Below are 17,698 nucleotides of genomic sequence, written 5' to 3'. Positions count from 1 at the left end.
TTTGACTATACGATGGATCAAAATATATTCCAATTATTTTACTTGGATGGTTAGAACATGAAAGCAAAACTATAGATATCAAGGATAACATGTAAAATTTCATACGTTATTTATTAGGGTTAGAAATTGGAAAGGGGATTACACGATCGGCACCTACATTGTTAAACGGTTTTGCATTAGTGCTAACATTATTATATTTTCCTACTTGATTTGCTGGTATTTTTGCACTATTAAAAGACTGATTTAACATACCTGCTTCAATAGGTATTAGCATAGATGAAAGTTGAATTGTTGAAAAATTTGAATTACCACCGAAATATGACATTGGATTAGATGGATTATTTAGAGATGAATTTCTTGAGGGATGTCCCAAACCCAACAAATGTCCAACTTCATGAAACCCGGTTTGAACTATGTTATCACTACCGAGTTCAACATATGCTATTTTTCCTCCTCTCTGTGCTAATCCAACAGCATTATTACCACCTAATTCTAGATCTCCTTTACCAAGAACATTATCTACCAATACAATTAAATGATCACTTTTACTAACCTCCTTCATGGAAGAAGCACCTGTAAAATTTGCTTGTATTCTATGGATATTCTTTTCACCCATTATGGTGGTAGAGCCACTTTGACTATTTAATTTCTTATTCAATGATGCAGCATATTTATTTGCTGTCATATAACTACTACCCATCTTAATTATTTTCCCTGTAATATGTATAGTATTAATATGAGTGATTTGTTTTCCATTTTTTATTGTTTCTCGAGTAACCCATATACTATCCCCATTAACATCTATGTGACTAATTGGATTTAAAAGACCATATGTATAAGGAGAATTATTGACGTACTTCTCAGCGAAACGATCCACCACATTCCACCTTCCGATTTCTGCATCATAAAACCTTGCACCATAGTCAGACTGCCCTTCCAATATATAAATACTTCCCAAGCTATGCGTACCCATATTCAGGTCACTTTGCATCTCTTTGCCATTATAAAGATACTTATTATTTACACTGTTCGCAATAGATTTAGTCTTACCAAATGGGTAGTAATCTTGTTTCTGCACAACTACTGGAACCGTAGCACTTGTTTCTCGTTTGATCACAGAACGAACATTACCCAGATGGTCGGTCAGATTGTAATGGTAAGTATAAGTTCCAGAACTGTTCAACAGAAAACCTTCTTCTGTGGCAATCCGTTCGATTGCACTTGCAGCTGTCCCAAGCTTGCTGTATTCTATTCCGTCCACATAGTTCTGCTCTGTCAGGATACCTCCTACCGTTGCTGTCTTTTTCAGTTTGGTTCCTGTCGCATCGTACAGATAGGCAATGCTCCTGCCTGTTCCTGTTGCAGTCTTCGGTATATTCAACTGATTGTAGGTAAACAGCATACCAGTACGATCCTTAGTTGCATTACCATTCAGGTCATAGGTGAACGATCCTGTTAATCCGCCCGTCAAACTCAATAACCTGTTGCTCTTATTTGCATTGTTGTAAGCGTAGTTAATCGTCGTACTATCGTCCCTAGTCAAGGTTTTGATATTACCCATATCGTCATAGGTCAAAGCTTCACTCATCACCGTACCTGTACTCCTTCCGTTCTTCAACCTATTGAGGGCATCATACGTATAGACAAAAGTACTGTTGGTGGTTGCAGCATGTCCCCATAACTGCTGGGCAATATTACCATTGTACTGTGCACCAGTTGTTAATACCGCTCCTGCACTGTTCAAATTATAGTTCAGCTCATAGGTAAACTGAGGAGCTGATGTCTTAGTTCCCCAACCACGTTCATTGTATGCATAGGTCACATTGGTCAGGAAGTTTGTACCACTGTTTTCGCTATGGATACCCTTGCTTTTGACCTGACCAATCTCATTGTAAGCAAGCTTGCTCTGGATGATTTCGGTCTGGGCATTCACCTTTTTCTTGGTCTGCACCAATCTTCCCACATGATCGTACTCGTTGGTTGTCAGGATTGTTGTTGCCGTTCCTGTAGCTGGGGTATGTACACGTTTACTGGTCAACAGTTCTCCGGGAAAATTGTAGGTATTGGTCACATAGTCCGTACCACTGATATGATTCTGTGAAGCGCTCTGGATTACACGCCCATAGTCATCATAATAATTTATCGTCAATAGAGGTGCTGTACCATCATCCTTATAAACCAAACTTCCAGTTAGTAGACTTTTGGTCAGTAGACTTTTGGTTACTCCTTGGGCAACTAAGGTTGTTGCACCAGTAAAACTGTAATCATCATAATAATTCACCGAAAGCGGACTGATCGTGATACCCGTACCTGCTGTAGGGAAAGTAGTTGATGGTGTCGGATAACTGGCTGCTCCATTACGGATTTCAAACAATGGTCCTACATGCGTATTTACATAATTTTCCATCTGCACCCTGGTCAACTGTGTTGCATTGGTATTGATATAAAGCCCTGAGGTGGTTACCCGACCAAAAGCATCATAACGTGTATAGCTCCACTCCATTCTGCCCCGTTGATTCGCATCCTGAGTGAGGATAGGCTGATCATTTTTGTTATACACAATATATTCCCAACCCTTTCCAGGAATCTTTTTCTCGATTAAACGGCGTCTACTATCATACTTATAAGCATAGATCAGTTCATTAAAATCGGCATTGTTATCTGTGACCGTGGTTGTGGTATATCCCGGAGGGATCACATACCACAAATCTCCAAAATCATCATATACATAATAAGTCTCCAATTTCTTGGTATCTGTTTCCCATACCCGCTTCAGCACAATACGATCCTCAAAATCTTTATACTCCTCAACTGTTCCTTGTTTACCCGTAGTTTTTATCCAGTTCTCATCCTTGATGGTCGTTTTATACAGCTTTCCAGTAGCATAAAATGTGGAGGCAGCTCCATTGTTTGTCGTATTGACAGTCCAAGCCTTGACATCATTTATAGTATTGACATTATCATTGGTCACAACCGTATGACCTGTGGTCGAAGTAGCAACTACTGTTTCTCTGTTGACAGCAGGCTGCCAAGCTGTTCCAGGTGCTCCTTGTTGCTGTACCCGATTTAACGGACTGTTCTCGAAAACGGTAATAGCATATGGTGTGGTTGTTTTTTTGACATGAGCATCCCAAGTATTGGTCGTTGCGTAATAGGCTAGTTGATCTGCTACTGGGGATGTTTTAAATCCTCCATCTTTTATTGAATTCTTTACATAAGGTAGGTACTTTTTGCTTTCCCTTCCAAATTTATCGTATTCAACATATTGTACAATATCGTTCTTCGATGGACTTGCTTGCCATTGTATGGACTGAGAAGCCCTACCTAGACCGTCAAAGTATCGTACAGATATATTGACATCGTCAACTGGTGTTCCTATTACAGTTGCTACAGTTTTAAGACCCGCTTTTCTTACTGTACGCTCAATCACGTAATTCTGATTGGTAGTGGGAAGCAAGCTAACTACGGGGGGACCAGCGATGGAAAAGGTGACTGTTGCAGTTGATGTTCCAATGGCATTTAAAGCCGTGACCGTATAGTTCTTCGCCGCCATTAAGGTAGCCGTTTTACCACTAATTTTCCCTGTGGAGGCATCGAAAACAAGTCCTGTAGGTAGTGCTGGACTGATGCTGTATGCTGCCTGAACCGCCACTTTCTTCATCTGGTTGGCGAGATTCTCGGTAATGTAATATTTTCCGTCCAAAGTTCTGGAGATCCCGAATGGATTGCTCAGCATCCCACTGGTTGAGATTGTTTTTACAGCTCCTGTAGGTGAAATATACCGAAGTGCATTGTTGTTCATATCCACTAGATAGATGTTGCCATCTTTGACTACAAGATTATTTAGTGCATAGAACCGTGCGGCACTTCCCTGACCGTCCACATTACCGAAAGTTCCGTTACCGGCAACCGTACTCACTGTACCACCTGAAATCTTTCGAACAGCATGGTTCTGTCTGTCTGCAATATATAGATCACCATTGCTATCAAAGGCCAATCCCATCGGACTGTTAAACTGTGCGGTTAACAGTGAACCGTCCTGAAGTCCCAAGGTTCCACTTCCGGCATAGGTACTGACCACACCTGCAGTTGTGATCTTACGGATCAAGTTGTTCATACCATCTGCAACATAGAGATTCCCCGAAGCATCAAATGCCAGTCCCATCGGATTGTTGAAGGAAGCTGCCGTTCCTGTACCGTTTGTCGCTCCTGCAGTCCCGTTTCCAGCAAAGGTACTAACCACTCCTGCTGGAGTGATCTTACGGATACGATGGTTCTGTTGATCGGTCACAAACAGGTTGCCTGCTGCATCAATCGCAATGGAACTGGGGTGTCGGAATCTGGCTGTGCTTCCTGTACCGTCAACATAATCCCAGATAGTAGAGTTTCCACCAGCAAAAACAGTTTCTATACCCGCAGAGGTTCGCTTCATGATCGAGTGGTAACCTGCATTGGCAATGTATAGTGATCCATCGGACCCCATGGCTGTATTCAACGGATTGTAATAACCTGTTATTGTTTGTTCCACCGTCACCACAAATTCAGCATCTCCACCGCTATTCGTTGGAGACCAGTCGATCTGTTCGTTGGGGGTAAACGTGCGTGCGCTACCATAACTGATCGATGGTTTATTTATTGGGGGTTGTAATACAAGAGAAGATTCTCCTGCAAGAGCCTGTATTCCCATCGGTATCTTCTGTACTCTTTTATTTGCATCCAGAGTATCTACCTGACCATACACATCATGGATATGAACCAACAGGGAGAACAATAAGAATGTTTTTGTTAATATTTTCATAATCTTAGCTTCGGTTAATTGGGACGATAATTGTAATCAAATGATTTGGTTATATCCTTAAATTGATTCAATATTGCCTTGAGGCGCTGAAAGCCATCATATTGATAATACTCCGTTACTCCTCTTGGATCGGTTTTGCTCTTCATGCCAACAAGTGGGCTGTAGGTATACGTGCTTGTTTGTGATCCCTCAGCCTGTATTGTCATATTTCTGATTATTCCTAGTGCAGAATAAATGGTTAAATACCCAGAAAGATATTTGAACCGAACCCTTCGTTTCTTCCAGGTCCCTAAAGTTGAAATTATTTCTGAAGATAAGATTTGAGCAGTCCCTAAATTCTGACCAAAATCTGAACCCAGCTCCCAGAACACCATTTCATATATGCCATTCGCTGTAAATGCAGCTTTAAATTCTAGCATACCATTTCCGGTGGTCATATCAATCGCATATCCAAAGGTTGGATCCGTCTTAATTCCAGGTACATTCGTCATGGCATCTATATGAGAAGAAGAAAGCCGGTTACCATCATTATCGACATCTAGTAGGATAAAATTTTCTGAACTGGGACTAATATTCATTCCTATGAGATTATGACCTTTTGAATCCCATACCAGGGAAATGTATTTACCTTGTGCATCTTTAATCAGTGTAGGATTTCCATATTCATCATAAAGTAGAAAGTCAGCTTGAACAAATGAACTCGCACTCACCCCTTCTTTTTTTAACTTCACATCAAAAGCCCCAGATGGTAATTTTACAAAGTCATTTCTTAAATAATAAATTTGCTTACTTCCACGCTTATTCGTCGATTCAATCATGCGATTAATGATATTTTTTGAAAGCATTTCCCTATAAATATCTGTAGCAGTCCCTGTAATTTTACTCATATCCGGAACATATTTATAATCTGAAATAACCAACATATCGCGACTGTCTCGTACAGTATCCGTTTTTTTATAAAAATATTCATTGTCATAACTAAATGATTTCGATTTTGCTAAGAGCTCAGTTCCCAATGAATCAAATTCTGAATTCTTTTCATTCATTAATTCTGATCTCCCTGAATAAGGCATAAATTCATTCATTAGAAAATAAACAGGTGATCCATCAAAATTCAGTTGGTTTCCAGTGGTTGATGATCTGAATTTAACGGGCGCTATTATTTGGTTTCTAAAATTTTCCCTTCTCGTACTATTTTGATAGAAGTAGTCATCAATATAATTATACTTTAATTCCTTTCGGGTCACTTTTCTATCTTTCGCGTCAAAAACTGTTTCATTTAGTAATAATCCTGAATTCCAAGAGAGTACAGATTTCGGAAGCTGAGGAAAATAGAATGAATTGTTTACAGATAAGGAAGAAAACTCCCGAACTATCTTGCCAATATACTGCCCAGTCTTTCCATAATTTCTTTCTACAACTCGACGGTAGTTTACCGGGCTACCATTCAGAGTCACGAGATTATCCACTGTAGAGTTAGATCTAATAATATAATTTGGAGTATAACTAGAATAATTGTGCTCCATAACTAAATATGGGTCAGCAGCTTCATAATATACTGCTTGGGAATAAAGAGGATATATACCAATCTCTCCAGAACTTTTACTTCCGTCTTCAGTTAAATAATCAAATTCTTTAATTGCTACTGGTGAGGTGGAAATTGTATCATAATCCAGCATCCGGTTTATCCTAATTCCACCCACATATCCTTGATTTTTTAAATGCCACTCGTGGTCTGCAACGTTAGGTCCAAATTCAAAATCAGTATACCCCCCGGTCGGATATTTCATCCTTTTTAAAGAACCCGCCAAACATCTGACAGGATCTACCTCACGATTTCCTCCTGGTAAACTTGTTAATCCTCCTATGCTAGAATTAAAATTTTCAGCAGGAATCAGATTATTTGTGGCATTATTGTTATAGTAACCCCAATGATCTTGTTGGAAACTTAATTTTGCTGGTAATGCACTATTATAAAGAAATTCGTATGGTCGTTCTATTACCGTAGAATTTTTAACATAAGGAAGTACCTTTTTTAAAGTCAGTCTGTTTAAAGAATAGTCCTGTTCCAGGTTAAATCCCTTTTCACCGCCGTAATTGTCTACAATTGCGATTTTAATCAATGATTTATCACCAGTTAGATCCGTTCGGTTACTTGTGTTATATAAAAAATTGACCTGTACTCCATTGGGAAATAAAATATTGGAAATTCTTTTTGCCTTGATACTCTGTGCGATCAATTCAGAAGAGGAAACCAGCCCACCTCCTGTATTGGCAAGTCTTCTTTCGGATACATTACGATAAGAATCGTATCGATCAAGATTTACATCTGTATAACTTATCAATATTTTATCTTTCAGATTTGGCGCAATAATCTGTGTCAGATACCACGAACTTGTATAGGTATTGTTAAGCGCGCCATTAAAAATTGTAGATACCTCAAATGCTTCAAAAATATACTTTCTTCCGATTTCGTCCGTAATTTCAAATTTGGAAATTAATGCCTTACCATCGATGGTTGAAATGAATTTCTCAATCTTGAGTTTCCTTTGCGGTGCAATGAGGATGTCATTATTCTTTCCTAGATAAAATGTACCACTTGAACCTCCAAATGAAAAATTGAAGACATCATTCTGAGGATCTAACCTATTTTGCTGCATTTTATTAAATGGTCTATCATATTCTTCCATAGGTCTGTTACCAAGTAATTCACTTGTTGGTAAGGGACCAGAATTTAAAAATCCATCTAATACCAGTTCATCATAAGTTCCTCTAACCATCCTAGAAATAACTCCACCTGCTCCTAAGCTCCAGCCGATTCCAATACTGGAGGATATCTCATCCACCTTTATTCCGCCAGCAGAATAATTTAATCCTATTTCCAGTTCCAACTCCTTATTTGAATAACTGAAAATTGGAACACTGATAGAAGGTAATCCCACAGAATAGTTTATTGGTAAATTTCCAAATTTTTGTATGGATGATGCCTCAGGTGAAAGTGGAGTAACATTACTAATGATATCTTTTAGATAATTTTGAGCATTTGTTATTTTACTTATAAAAAGAAATACAAAAGTTATTAGAAGGCTTTTCTTTAAAATATTCATCATAATTAACAATTGGTTATTTAATTTGGTCTGATCTCTCTCTAATATCTTATACGTTTCTATATTCCTAATGAATTCTATTCCTTCCTAGAACATGAATATGCGGCAATTGATATATCGCTATAAGATACAAATGAAAAATTAATAATAATTAGTTGGTGTCTAGGTTAAATAAAAAGAATTGTCGTTTAAACTATAATCTTTTCAAGAATAAATTTACTGTAATTTATTGAATAAAATAATATTTTTTAAAAAAATAATTCAAAATACTATAATAAAGCTTATAAATTAATAAAGAAGTTTTTAAATGAAAGTTATTGGATAATTAGCTGTAACATTTGATAAATTGATAACTATCATATAATAAATTTATTTCTCATGTTCAACGGGATAAGAAATAAAAGCATTATGCGTTTGAACGAGCTGGTTGCAACAAATTCCTAATTTGATTGAACGAAGTCATTTCAATAAGAGAGGACGAAAATTGTATCATTTTTACTGTTTATATCATCAAAAATTATTCTTGAATTTTTTTTTCAAAAAAAAATAAAATATTTTAAAAAAATCTATTTAAGAGATGAGTATCTATTTTATAACAAATTCTGAGAAATAAAGTTCAAATCAGGAACTGTTCCCCTGTATAAAAAAGAAAAAATAATCAATCGATTGATCTATAATAAAAGTCGAGAAAGTGTTATAAAAATTAAACTGACGAGCTCTATTTAAGAACGAAAAAAAACGATTTAGTCTTTCTTCAAACCACCCGAATATCATGATAATAAAGGCTTTAATGAGGCATATACAGAATTATTACGCGAATAAGCAGAGATGTGAAACATTGATTCGGATAATAAAAATACTATATTTGTGGCAATGAAAGAAAGCATTATTATCATCGGTGCAAATGGTCAAATCGGAACTGAATTGGCTATAGCTTTAAGAGAGAAATTCGGCCCTGAAAATGTCATCACTTCCGACATCAGAGAGCCTCAAAATTTAAAAGAAGGGGAGATTTTTGAACCTCTCAATGTGCTTGATAAAAGTGCTATAGCGTTTCTATTCCAAAAATATAAACCTACTCAAGTATACTTATTAGCAGCCATGTTGTCTGCAACTGGAGAAGTCTATCCGCAGAAAGCTTGGGATCTAAATATGAATGGACTGCTCAATGTACTTGATCTGGCAGTTGAGTATAAGGTTTCTAAAATCTTTTGGCCTAGTTCAATCGCCGTATTTGGTCCACATTCACCAAAAACAAATACTGATCAATATTGTATTATGGATCCCAATACAATCTATGGTATTAGTAAATTAGCTGGCGAAAGACTTGTTGAGTGGTACCAAGAACATCGTGGATTGGACATACGCAGTATACGTTATCCTGGTATTATCTCATGGAAAGCAGAACCAGGAGGTGGTACAACCGATTATGCTGTTCACATTTTTTATGATGCATTGAGAAAAGGTAGTTATGAGTGCTTCTTATCTGAAAATACAGCATTACCAATGTTGTATATGGATGACGCCATACGTGGTACTTTACAATTAATGGATGCTCCAAAAGAAAGTTTAACGATTCGTTCTAGTTATAATTTAACAGCTGTAAGTTTCACTCCGAAACAACTGGCTGAAGAAATTAAAAAAATTCTTCCTAATTTTGTGATCACTTACTCGGAGAATGATCCTAGACAAGCTATCGCAGACTCTTGGCCTGCTAGTATTGAGGATTCTCCAGCGAGAGCAGATTGGAACTGGAAGCCTGCTTTTGACTTAGCAAAGCTTACAGCCGATATGATTGAGAATCTTAAAACAAACAAAATATAAACATGGGAAGAGCTTTCGAATTTAGAAAAGAGCGTAAATTTAAACGCTGGGCCAAAATGGCGATCCAATTTACTCGCTTAGGTAAAGAAATTGCAATTGCAGTAAAGGATGGAGGACCTCACCCAGAATCTAATTCTAGATTACGTACAGCAATACACAACGCGAAAGCTGTAAACATGCCTAAGGATCGCGTAGAAGCAGCAATAAAAAGAGCTTCTGAAAAAGATTCTAAAGGATATGAAGAATATGTATATGAAGGGTATGGACCTCATGGAGTGCCTATCTTAATTGAAACGGCAACAGATAACACAAATAGAACCGTTGCTAATGTCCGCAGCTATTTCACAAAAGCTGGTGGTACATTGGGTAAAACAGGATCTTTAGATTTTGTTTTCAACCGTAAATCTATTTTTAGATTTCCTGCTACTGATGATGTGGACATTGAAGAGTTAGAATTAGAACTAATTGATGGTGGTCTTGAAGAATTGTATGTAGAAGCAGATGAAGAAGGAAATGATGTTGTTGTTGCCCAAACTTCATTTGAAGATTTCGGGAATATGCAACGTCTACTAGAAGAAAAAGGGATTGCTGTTACCTCTGCCAAATTAGAACGTATTGCGTTATCTCACACCGATATTTCAGAAGAAGATGCTGCTGATGTATTAAAATTAATCGACAAGATCGAAGAAGATGACGATGTGCAAGCAGTATACCATAACATGGCTTAATTTTTTTTGAAGAATAAAATAAGAAGAGCGCCCTTGGCGCTCTTTCTTTATATATAGAATTTAGTTAAAATAACTTTAGAGCTATTAAAGCTTAATAAAATAGTATACATTTGTAATAGATTAAATATTTTAAGGATGACTTTTGAAGAATTTTTCATTAAAAAAAAGATCGATTTAATCGCTTTAGAAAAAGCGGATATTTCTCTTTATGAAGAATTTAAAAAGCATTTCACGGCGATGGGTGAAAAGAGTTTTGATCATACAAAGAAATTTTGGTTCAATAGGCTTCGGAAAAGCTATCGATTAACAGAAGAGATTGTTGAGAAAAAAGATTTGTTGGAAACTGTGGGTAAAACCGAGCGACAAATCATTTCTCCTGAAGCAGCGATTCAAACAACTAGTTTTAAACCTCGTTTCAAAGCTGGAGTAACGAATCCTGTAACTTCTGAAATATCGGCGACTACATCACAGGAAGATCAAATAACTGATGACAAGCAAGAAGCAACGTCTTCACAAGAATCTGCGAGCAAACCTGCAGGATTTAAACCTCGTTTTAAGGCTGGAATAACGAAGCCTGCAACTAATGAAATATCGGAGACTACATCACAAGAAAATCAAGCAACTGAGGACAAGCAAGAGGTAACACCTTCACAAGAATCTGTGAGCAAACCTGCAGGATTTAAACCTCGTTTTAAGGCTGGAATAACGAAACCTGCAACCACTGAAATATCGGAGACTACATCACAGGAAAATAAAGCAACTGAGGATAAGCAAGAGGCAGCTCCTTCACAAGAACCTGTAAGCAAACCCGCAGGATTTAAACCTCGTTTCAAAGTAGGAGTAACGAAGCCTGCAACTAATGAAATATCAGAGAATACATCACAGGAAAAGCAAGCTACTGAGGACAGGCAAGAGGTAACGCCTTCACAAGAATCCGTAAGCAAACCTGCAGGATTTAAACCTCGTTTCAAGGCTGGAATAACAAAAAGTCAAAAGGATAACGATTAAAAAAATATTTACTTTATATATCTCCATTTTGTTACATTTGCAAATCAATTTTCTGTTATTAAACCATCTGTTATGTTAAAAGAAGAAAGACAAGCTTTCATTATACACCAAATAAATTTACATAATAAAGTATTATCGTCAGATTTAAGTATTCAGCTAAATGTTTCTGAAGACACCATCAGAAGAGATTTAAATGAATTGGCTGAAAATGGAAAAGTATTAAAAGTTTATGGGGGAGCACTATCCAAATCTTTTCAATTTCCGTTTCAAGATGGTAACGTCTATGCAAAAGAAGCAAAAAAAGAAATTGCAAAGAAAGCAATTGGTCTACTTCAAAATGGGATGACAATTTTAGCAGGAGGTGGCACCACGATGATCGAGTTAGCCCGCCTGGTTCCAGATAGTCTTCAATGTACAATTTTTACCATAAGCCCTTTAGTTGCTTTAGAATTAGCTGAAAAGCCAAATCTAGAAGTGATATTGATTGGAGGGAAACTATCCAGAAATACCAATATTGTATCTGGAGCACAGGTTATCAATGAGCTTGCTGACATTCGCATCGATCTTTGCTTGTTGGGAACGAATAGTTTGTCTGTTGAAGAAGGAATTACAGATTCTGATTGGGAAGTCGTACAAATAAAAAGAGCAATGATAAAATGCTCTAAAAATATCGCAATTTTAAGTATTGCTGAAAAACTAAACTCTAATCAAAAAATGAGAGTTGCTCCCCTAAAAGATGTAAAATATCTTGTTACGGATATGGATCCTCAAGACAAATCTTTATTTGATTTTGCAAATAATGTGACCGTAATCTAAATGTACTTTACAAAAAAGAATGTCCACTCAAAAGAATAACGAGTCATTAAAGTCTAAAACTGTAAAAGGTATACTTTGGGGTGGTATTTCTACTGGAGTTCAGCAATTACTTAACCTTATTTTTGGTATCTATTTAGCTCGTAAACTTTCAGCTGAAGATTATGGTCTTGTAGGTATTCTAACAATTTTCACCCTCATTGCATCGACTATCCAAGAATCGGGATTTATTAGTTCATTGGCGAATAAAAAAGATGTTGAATACAAGGATTATAATGCTGTATTTTGGACGACTATATTAATTAGTTTAGGTCTATATACGCTATTATTTTTTGCAGCCCCATTCATTAGCGCATTTTTTGGTATACCGGAGTTAACTAAGTTATCTCGATATTTATTCTCTAGTTTTGTTTTTGGTAGTTTTGGGATCGCACATAGCGCTTATCTTTTTAAAAATTTAAAAGTAAAGGAGCGCTCTCTAGCAACGACATTAAGCGTTTTGATTTCGGGTATAGTGGGTATTATTTTGGTTTATTATAATTTCTCATATTGGTCAATTGTTTTCCAGTCAGTTGCCTATAGTTTTTCCTTTTCTGCAATCTGTTTTTTCTTATCCGATTTCAGACCTTCATTGAAAGTGGATTTTAGTCCTATAAAAGGAATGTGGAAGTTTAGTAATAAAATACTAATAGCAAATATTGTCAACCACATCAATAATAATCTACTAACATTCTATTTAGGAAAAATTACAACAAAAGCAACGGTAGGGTACTATACACAAGCAAATAAATGGAGCGGAATGACTCAAGGTATTATTGCCAATATGTCTCATGGATTTGCACAGCCTCTACTTTCAAACTTGAATAATGACAATGAAAAGCAGAATAGGGTATTTTTAAAATTACTGAACTTCATTTGTTTTACCACTTTCCCTGCATTAGCACTGTTATGTATTATATCAGAAGAGTTTATTACCATTACAATTTCTTCAAAATGGTTGCCTAGTGTCCCACTACTGCAAGTATTGTGTATAAATGCTGCTTTTGCTCCTATTATTAATTTTTACGGTAATTACTTCCTGAGCAAAGGTGCTTCAAATATTTACATGCGTCACATCGTGGCCTTTGGCCTTATACAGTTATTGATTATCTTTTGTCTACATCGGCTGGACATTATTTATATTGTATGGGGTATGTCTATATTTACAGTTTTTTGGACCTTTATCTGGCAAATATCGATCGCTAAGCATTCTGGGATAAAATACCTCTATCTGGGTAAGACTATTATTAAATATGTCATTACAGTAATAGTCGGTGGACTAATTGCATATTATAGTGGTCATTACTTTATCAATATATTCGCATCTTCTTTAATAAAGATTGTCGTTTTCTCAGCAATATATCTTTCAATTCTTTATATTTTTAAATCTGCTATTCTTCACGAAATAGTGACATATATTAAGAAAAAATATGTTACAAGATAGAACAAACATGGAATATCATGGACTGAGTATCGTTATCTTAACTTACAACACAGAGGTAACATTATTGGATAATTGTATTACAGCAATCTACAGAAACAATGATATTGAGGAAAATCTGGAAGTGATTGTAGTTGATAATAATAGCAACAATCAAAATGAAGTAAATCTTTATCTTGCCCAAAACTTTCCGAATGTTCAAATCGTTAATAATACGATTAATGCAGGCTATGGTGCTGGTAATAATCTTGGCGTTGAGCATGCAAAGTATGCGTATGTTTTGTTAATCAATCCAGATGTTGAGCTCATAAAACCAGTTTTTCAATGGGGAGTGACCAACTTTATACAAAACTCCAATTTAAAGCTCCTAGGGCTACAGCAAATTGATCAAAATAATAAAAAAACGCATTCTTTTTTAGCCAGAAAACTGACTGTAAACTCATTCTTAGTTAATTTTTTCCTTCAAAAATTAAACCATTTCAACCCGAAGTATTCCGTAATAAATGGGGCATGTTTCTTCCTTCGTAAATCTTCGTTTATACAAATTGGAGGTTATGATCCAAAGATATTTTTATATGGAGAGGAAAGATATTTACATGAACATATTTTAAAATCTTTTCCAAATGCAGAAATAAAGATGGATATGTCTCAAGAATACCAGCATCCCATTTCAGATAGGCCCTTTTCATTACATATCGTCGAGTTAGGTTTAAACTCTTATTTTTATTTACAGCAAAAACTAGGATATTTGCATAAGACAACTTACCAATCTGTTGTCAAATACTATAAATTTTTAATTTTGTTTTATACTTTAAAAAACAAACAAAAATCTATTGCTGATATCAAACTCATTCTACAGCTCTTGAAATCAAAATTTTTCAAAATTTAATGAAAAAATTAGCGCCAATTATTCTTTTTGTCTACAATAGACCGCAGCATACCATACAGACATTGGAAGCTCTGGAGCAAAATGCAATAGCTGCTAATTCGGAATTATTCATCTATTCAGATGCCGCTAAAAATGAACAGGCAACAGTTGCCGTGGAGCAAGTGAGAGCAATCATCAAAAGAGATTGGAAATTCAAAAAAGTTCATCTTATTTTAAGAGATACAAACTGCGGTTTAGCGGCCAACGTAATTGATGGAGTCTCTAAAATTGTCCATCAATATGGTCGGATTATTGTCTTAGAGGATGACTTAACAACATCTCCTTTTGCTTTAGACTATTTTAATGATGCATTAGATCGTTATCAAAATGAAGATCGAGTGATGCAGATATCGGGTTATGGTTATCCTGTTAAAAACTTAGCAGCATTACCAGAAACATTCTTCTTTCGAGTTGCAAATAGCTGGGGCTGGGCCACTTGGGATCGAGCATGGAGTTTTTTCAATTCGGACATTCATGCTCTTACTGATGATTTTAGTGCTGAACAGATTCACCAGTTTAGTATAGAAGGCAAAGAGAACTTTTGGAAACAGGTTCAGGAATTCAAAGCAGGAAAAATCAACTCGTGGGCTATTCGGTGGTATGCTTCTGTTTTTAAAAATAACGGGTTAGTGCTATATCCCCGAAATTCATTGACGCAGAATATCGGTAATGATGGATCTGGAACACATACCGCAGCAGAATCTACTTATCAAGTTGTGCTTGCAGATAAAAAAATAACCGAATTCCCACAAGAAGTTCAAGAGTATACACGGGCTTATGAAGCAATTAAGTATTTTTACGCCCATAGAAAAGGTTCTCTCTTACGAAGAGGGATTCGTTTTGCAAAAAAGAAATTCAACGAATTAAAAAAATAGCATGTATAATAATCCCACATTTTCCATCATTACAGTCGTCTATAATAATGTGCGGGATATCGAACATACCCTAAAATCCGTTGTTAACCAAACTTATAAACATGTCGAATACATCATTATTGATGGATCATCGACAGATGGTACCTTGGATGTTGTAGAAAAATACAAGTCAAATATTGCAATTCTATTATCTGAAAAAGATAAGGGAATTTATGACGCAATGAATAAGGGTTTAGCCAAAGCAACCGGAGATTATGTACTTTTTTTGAATTCTGGTGATGAATTACACAATAAAGAAACTTTAGCAAACTTAGCAGAAGTAAGTGAGGGTGCTGATATCTTATATGGGGAAACCTTTTTAATAAATGAACAGCGAGAGATCATTGGAGAGCGTCGTCATAAAGTTCCTGCTCACTTTAATTGGAAAAGCTTTCGATATGGCATGAACATCTGTCATCAAGCTATTTATATCAAACGGAGTCTCGCAGAGCCTTATGATTTAACATATAAATTATGTGCGGATATTGATTGGGTAATCAAAGCCGCGAAAAAAGCGAATATATGTGTGAATGCCAATCAACATGTAGCACGCTATTTAGTGGGGGGAATGTCCAAACAAAAACATCGCGAATCTTTAAAAGAACGCTTTGAAATTTTTAAAAAATACTACGGAACGATTCCGAATCTATTTAATCATCTAGTCATCGTGACAAAAATGATTGTTTATCGTTTCAAAAATGGCAATCCAGCAGACTAATCATGAATCCTGAAATATTAACTGAACTTGTAACAGTGAAAATGCCCTTTGGCAAATATCAAGGCTATACCTTATGTAACCTCCCTGAACCTTATCTCGTTTGGTTCCATCAGAAAGGCTTTCCTACAGGTAAGCTTGGCCTTCAATTAGCAACATTATATGAAATTAAATTGAATGGTCTGGAGTACTTGTTAGAGCCCTTAAAGAAAAAGTGATGAAAATCATTTAAGAGCTTTTCATATTTTTTCTATGTTTCATCATAATATTTGTTTTTCATAGGTTGATGATAGAACGTTAAAAATTGTTTAATATTCAATTTTTAACTAAGTTTGTGCTCTAATTCATTTACATTAAACGCCGTTTGCAGCGGTATCAATGAAAACTATGGCACAATATCAAACTTTACTGTACTATTGTTACAGTCCTATCGCTGATGCAGAAAAATTTGCTGCTGATCATTTAGAATTTTGTAAATCACTTCAATTAGTCGGACGTATTATCGTCGCAGATGAAGGTTTAAATGGCACGGTATCAGGCAGTCCAGAAGCTTGTCAAGCTTATATGGATGCTATTTATGCAGATGGACGATTCAATCATACAGAGTTCAAAATTGACGATGTAGCAGAGCCTTCTTTTATCAAGATGCATTGTCGTTATAAGTCAGAAATTGTTCATTCAGGCTTACGTAATCCGAAGATTATTGATCCCACTCAAAAAACAGGTGTTCACTTGGAACCGAAAGATTTCATGGAGATGAAAGATCGTGAAGATGTTGTGGTATTAGATGTCCGCTCTAATTATGAACACAATGTGGGTCGTTTTAAAAATGCGGTCACTTTAGACATGGAAAATTTTCGAGAGTTTCCTGAAAAAGTAAAAGAACTGGAACAATATAAAGGTAAAAAAATCTTGACCTATTGTACGGGTGGTATCAAATGTGAAAAAGCTTCAGCATTATTACTGGCAGAAGGTTTTGAAGATGTCTATCAATTACATGGTGGTATTATCAAATATGGTAAAGAAGCTGGCGGTAAAGACTTTGATGGTAAATGTTATGTTTTTGATAATCGGGTTACCGTAGATGTCAACTCCATAAATCCTGTTGTGGTTTCAACCTGTAAGAACTGTGGAAAAGAAACATCAAAAATGATTAACTGTGCTAGTCCGATTTGCAATGAGCATTTTACACAATGCGACGAATGTGGAGAGAAATTGGAAGGCTGTTGTTCTACCACATGTCAAGAAGATCCTTTAAAACGCACTTATGATGGAACAGGTTATTACGTAAAAATACCTCAACCAGTTAACATCGAAAAGATAAGTAAAAGAAAACATAAAAACTTTCCTCCTAAAGAGCAAGTTGAAGCATAAATAATAAGG

The 17,698-nt window shown here is 36.0% G+C and carries 12 protein-coding genes; 10 read left to right on the top strand and 2 right to left on the bottom strand.

Translation table 11 applies throughout. The features are described from left to right. Positions 1-106: 106 nt before the first annotated feature. Together LZQ00_RS16845 and LZQ00_RS16840 are read right to left on the bottom strand one after the other, a co-directional pair. Entirely contained in the window at positions 107-4,798 is a 4,692-nt protein-coding gene (locus LZQ00_RS16845) for a DUF6443 domain-containing protein (RefSeq protein WP_234510418.1), read from the bottom strand. Positions 4,799-4,812: 14 nt separating this feature from the next. Next, positions 4,813-7,908, bottom strand: a complete 3,096-nt coding sequence (locus LZQ00_RS16840) for a hypothetical protein (protein WP_234510417.1) — start codon at positions 7,906-7,908, stop codon at positions 4,813-4,815. A gap of 870 nt (positions 7,909-8,778) precedes the next feature. Here LZQ00_RS16840 and LZQ00_RS16835 point away from each other — a divergent pair. The 10 genes from LZQ00_RS16835 to LZQ00_RS16790 all read left to right on the top strand — a co-directional run bounded on the left by LZQ00_RS16835 (position 8,779) and on the right by LZQ00_RS16790 (position 17,689). Continuing rightward, the gene (locus LZQ00_RS16835; RefSeq protein ID WP_234510416.1) at positions 8,779-9,729 is read left to right on the top strand and encodes an NAD-dependent epimerase/dehydratase family protein; all 951 of its coding nucleotides are present in this window, start codon (positions 8,779-8,781) and stop codon (positions 9,727-9,729) included. A gap of 2 nt (positions 9,730-9,731) precedes the next feature. After that, on the top strand, positions 9,732-10,457 hold the full coding sequence (locus tag LZQ00_RS16830) for a YebC/PmpR family DNA-binding transcriptional regulator (RefSeq protein ID WP_234510415.1): 726 nt from the start codon (positions 9,732-9,734) through the stop codon (positions 10,455-10,457). Positions 10,458-10,592: 135 nt separating this feature from the next. Further along, a complete protein-coding gene (locus LZQ00_RS16825; protein ID WP_234510414.1) occupies positions 10,593-11,465 on the top strand; it encodes a hypothetical protein in 873 nt (290 codons plus the stop codon). A 72-nt stretch (positions 11,466-11,537) separates the two neighbouring features. Further along, entirely contained in the window at positions 11,538-12,281 is a 744-nt protein-coding gene (locus LZQ00_RS16820; RefSeq protein WP_234510413.1) for a DeoR/GlpR family DNA-binding transcription regulator, read from the top strand. A gap of 19 nt (positions 12,282-12,300) precedes the next feature. Continuing rightward, positions 12,301-13,761, top strand: coding sequence for a lipopolysaccharide biosynthesis protein (locus LZQ00_RS16815; RefSeq protein WP_234510412.1), 1,461 nt, complete (start codon positions 12,301-12,303; stop codon positions 13,759-13,761). Further along, positions 13,748-14,647, top strand: a complete 900-nt coding sequence (locus LZQ00_RS16810; protein WP_234510411.1) for a glycosyltransferase — start codon at positions 13,748-13,750, stop codon at positions 14,645-14,647. Before LZQ00_RS16815 ends, LZQ00_RS16810 begins: the two co-directional genes overlap by 14 nt. Beyond that, the gene (locus LZQ00_RS16805) at positions 14,647-15,561 is read left to right on the top strand and encodes a glycosyltransferase (RefSeq protein WP_234510410.1); all 915 of its coding nucleotides are present in this window, start codon (positions 14,647-14,649) and stop codon (positions 15,559-15,561) included. The genes LZQ00_RS16810 and LZQ00_RS16805 overlap by 1 nt, the downstream gene beginning before the upstream one ends. A gap of 1 nt (position 15,562) precedes the next feature. Continuing rightward, positions 15,563-16,318 (top strand): glycosyltransferase family 2 protein, encoded by a 756-nt coding sequence (locus tag LZQ00_RS16800; protein ID WP_234510409.1) that lies wholly within the window; start codon positions 15,563-15,565, stop codon positions 16,316-16,318. A 2-nt stretch (positions 16,319-16,320) separates the two neighbouring features. Continuing rightward, complete coding sequence (locus LZQ00_RS16795; RefSeq protein WP_234510408.1) at positions 16,321-16,533, top strand: DUF3820 family protein; 213 nt, start codon at positions 16,321-16,323, stop codon at positions 16,531-16,533. A gap of 169 nt (positions 16,534-16,702) precedes the next feature. Then, complete coding sequence (locus LZQ00_RS16790; RefSeq protein ID WP_234510407.1) at positions 16,703-17,689, top strand: rhodanese-related sulfurtransferase; 987 nt, start codon at positions 16,703-16,705, stop codon at positions 17,687-17,689. The last annotated feature ends 9 nt before the right edge of the window (positions 17,690-17,698 follow it).

Source organism: Sphingobacterium sp. SRCM116780 (assembly GCF_021442025.1).
In the GTDB taxonomy this organism is placed as follows: Bacteria; Bacteroidota; Bacteroidia; order Sphingobacteriales; family Sphingobacteriaceae; genus Sphingobacterium.
The sequence above is the reverse complement of the archived record's forward strand: the minus strand, read 5'-3'. Positions and strand labels throughout refer to the sequence as shown.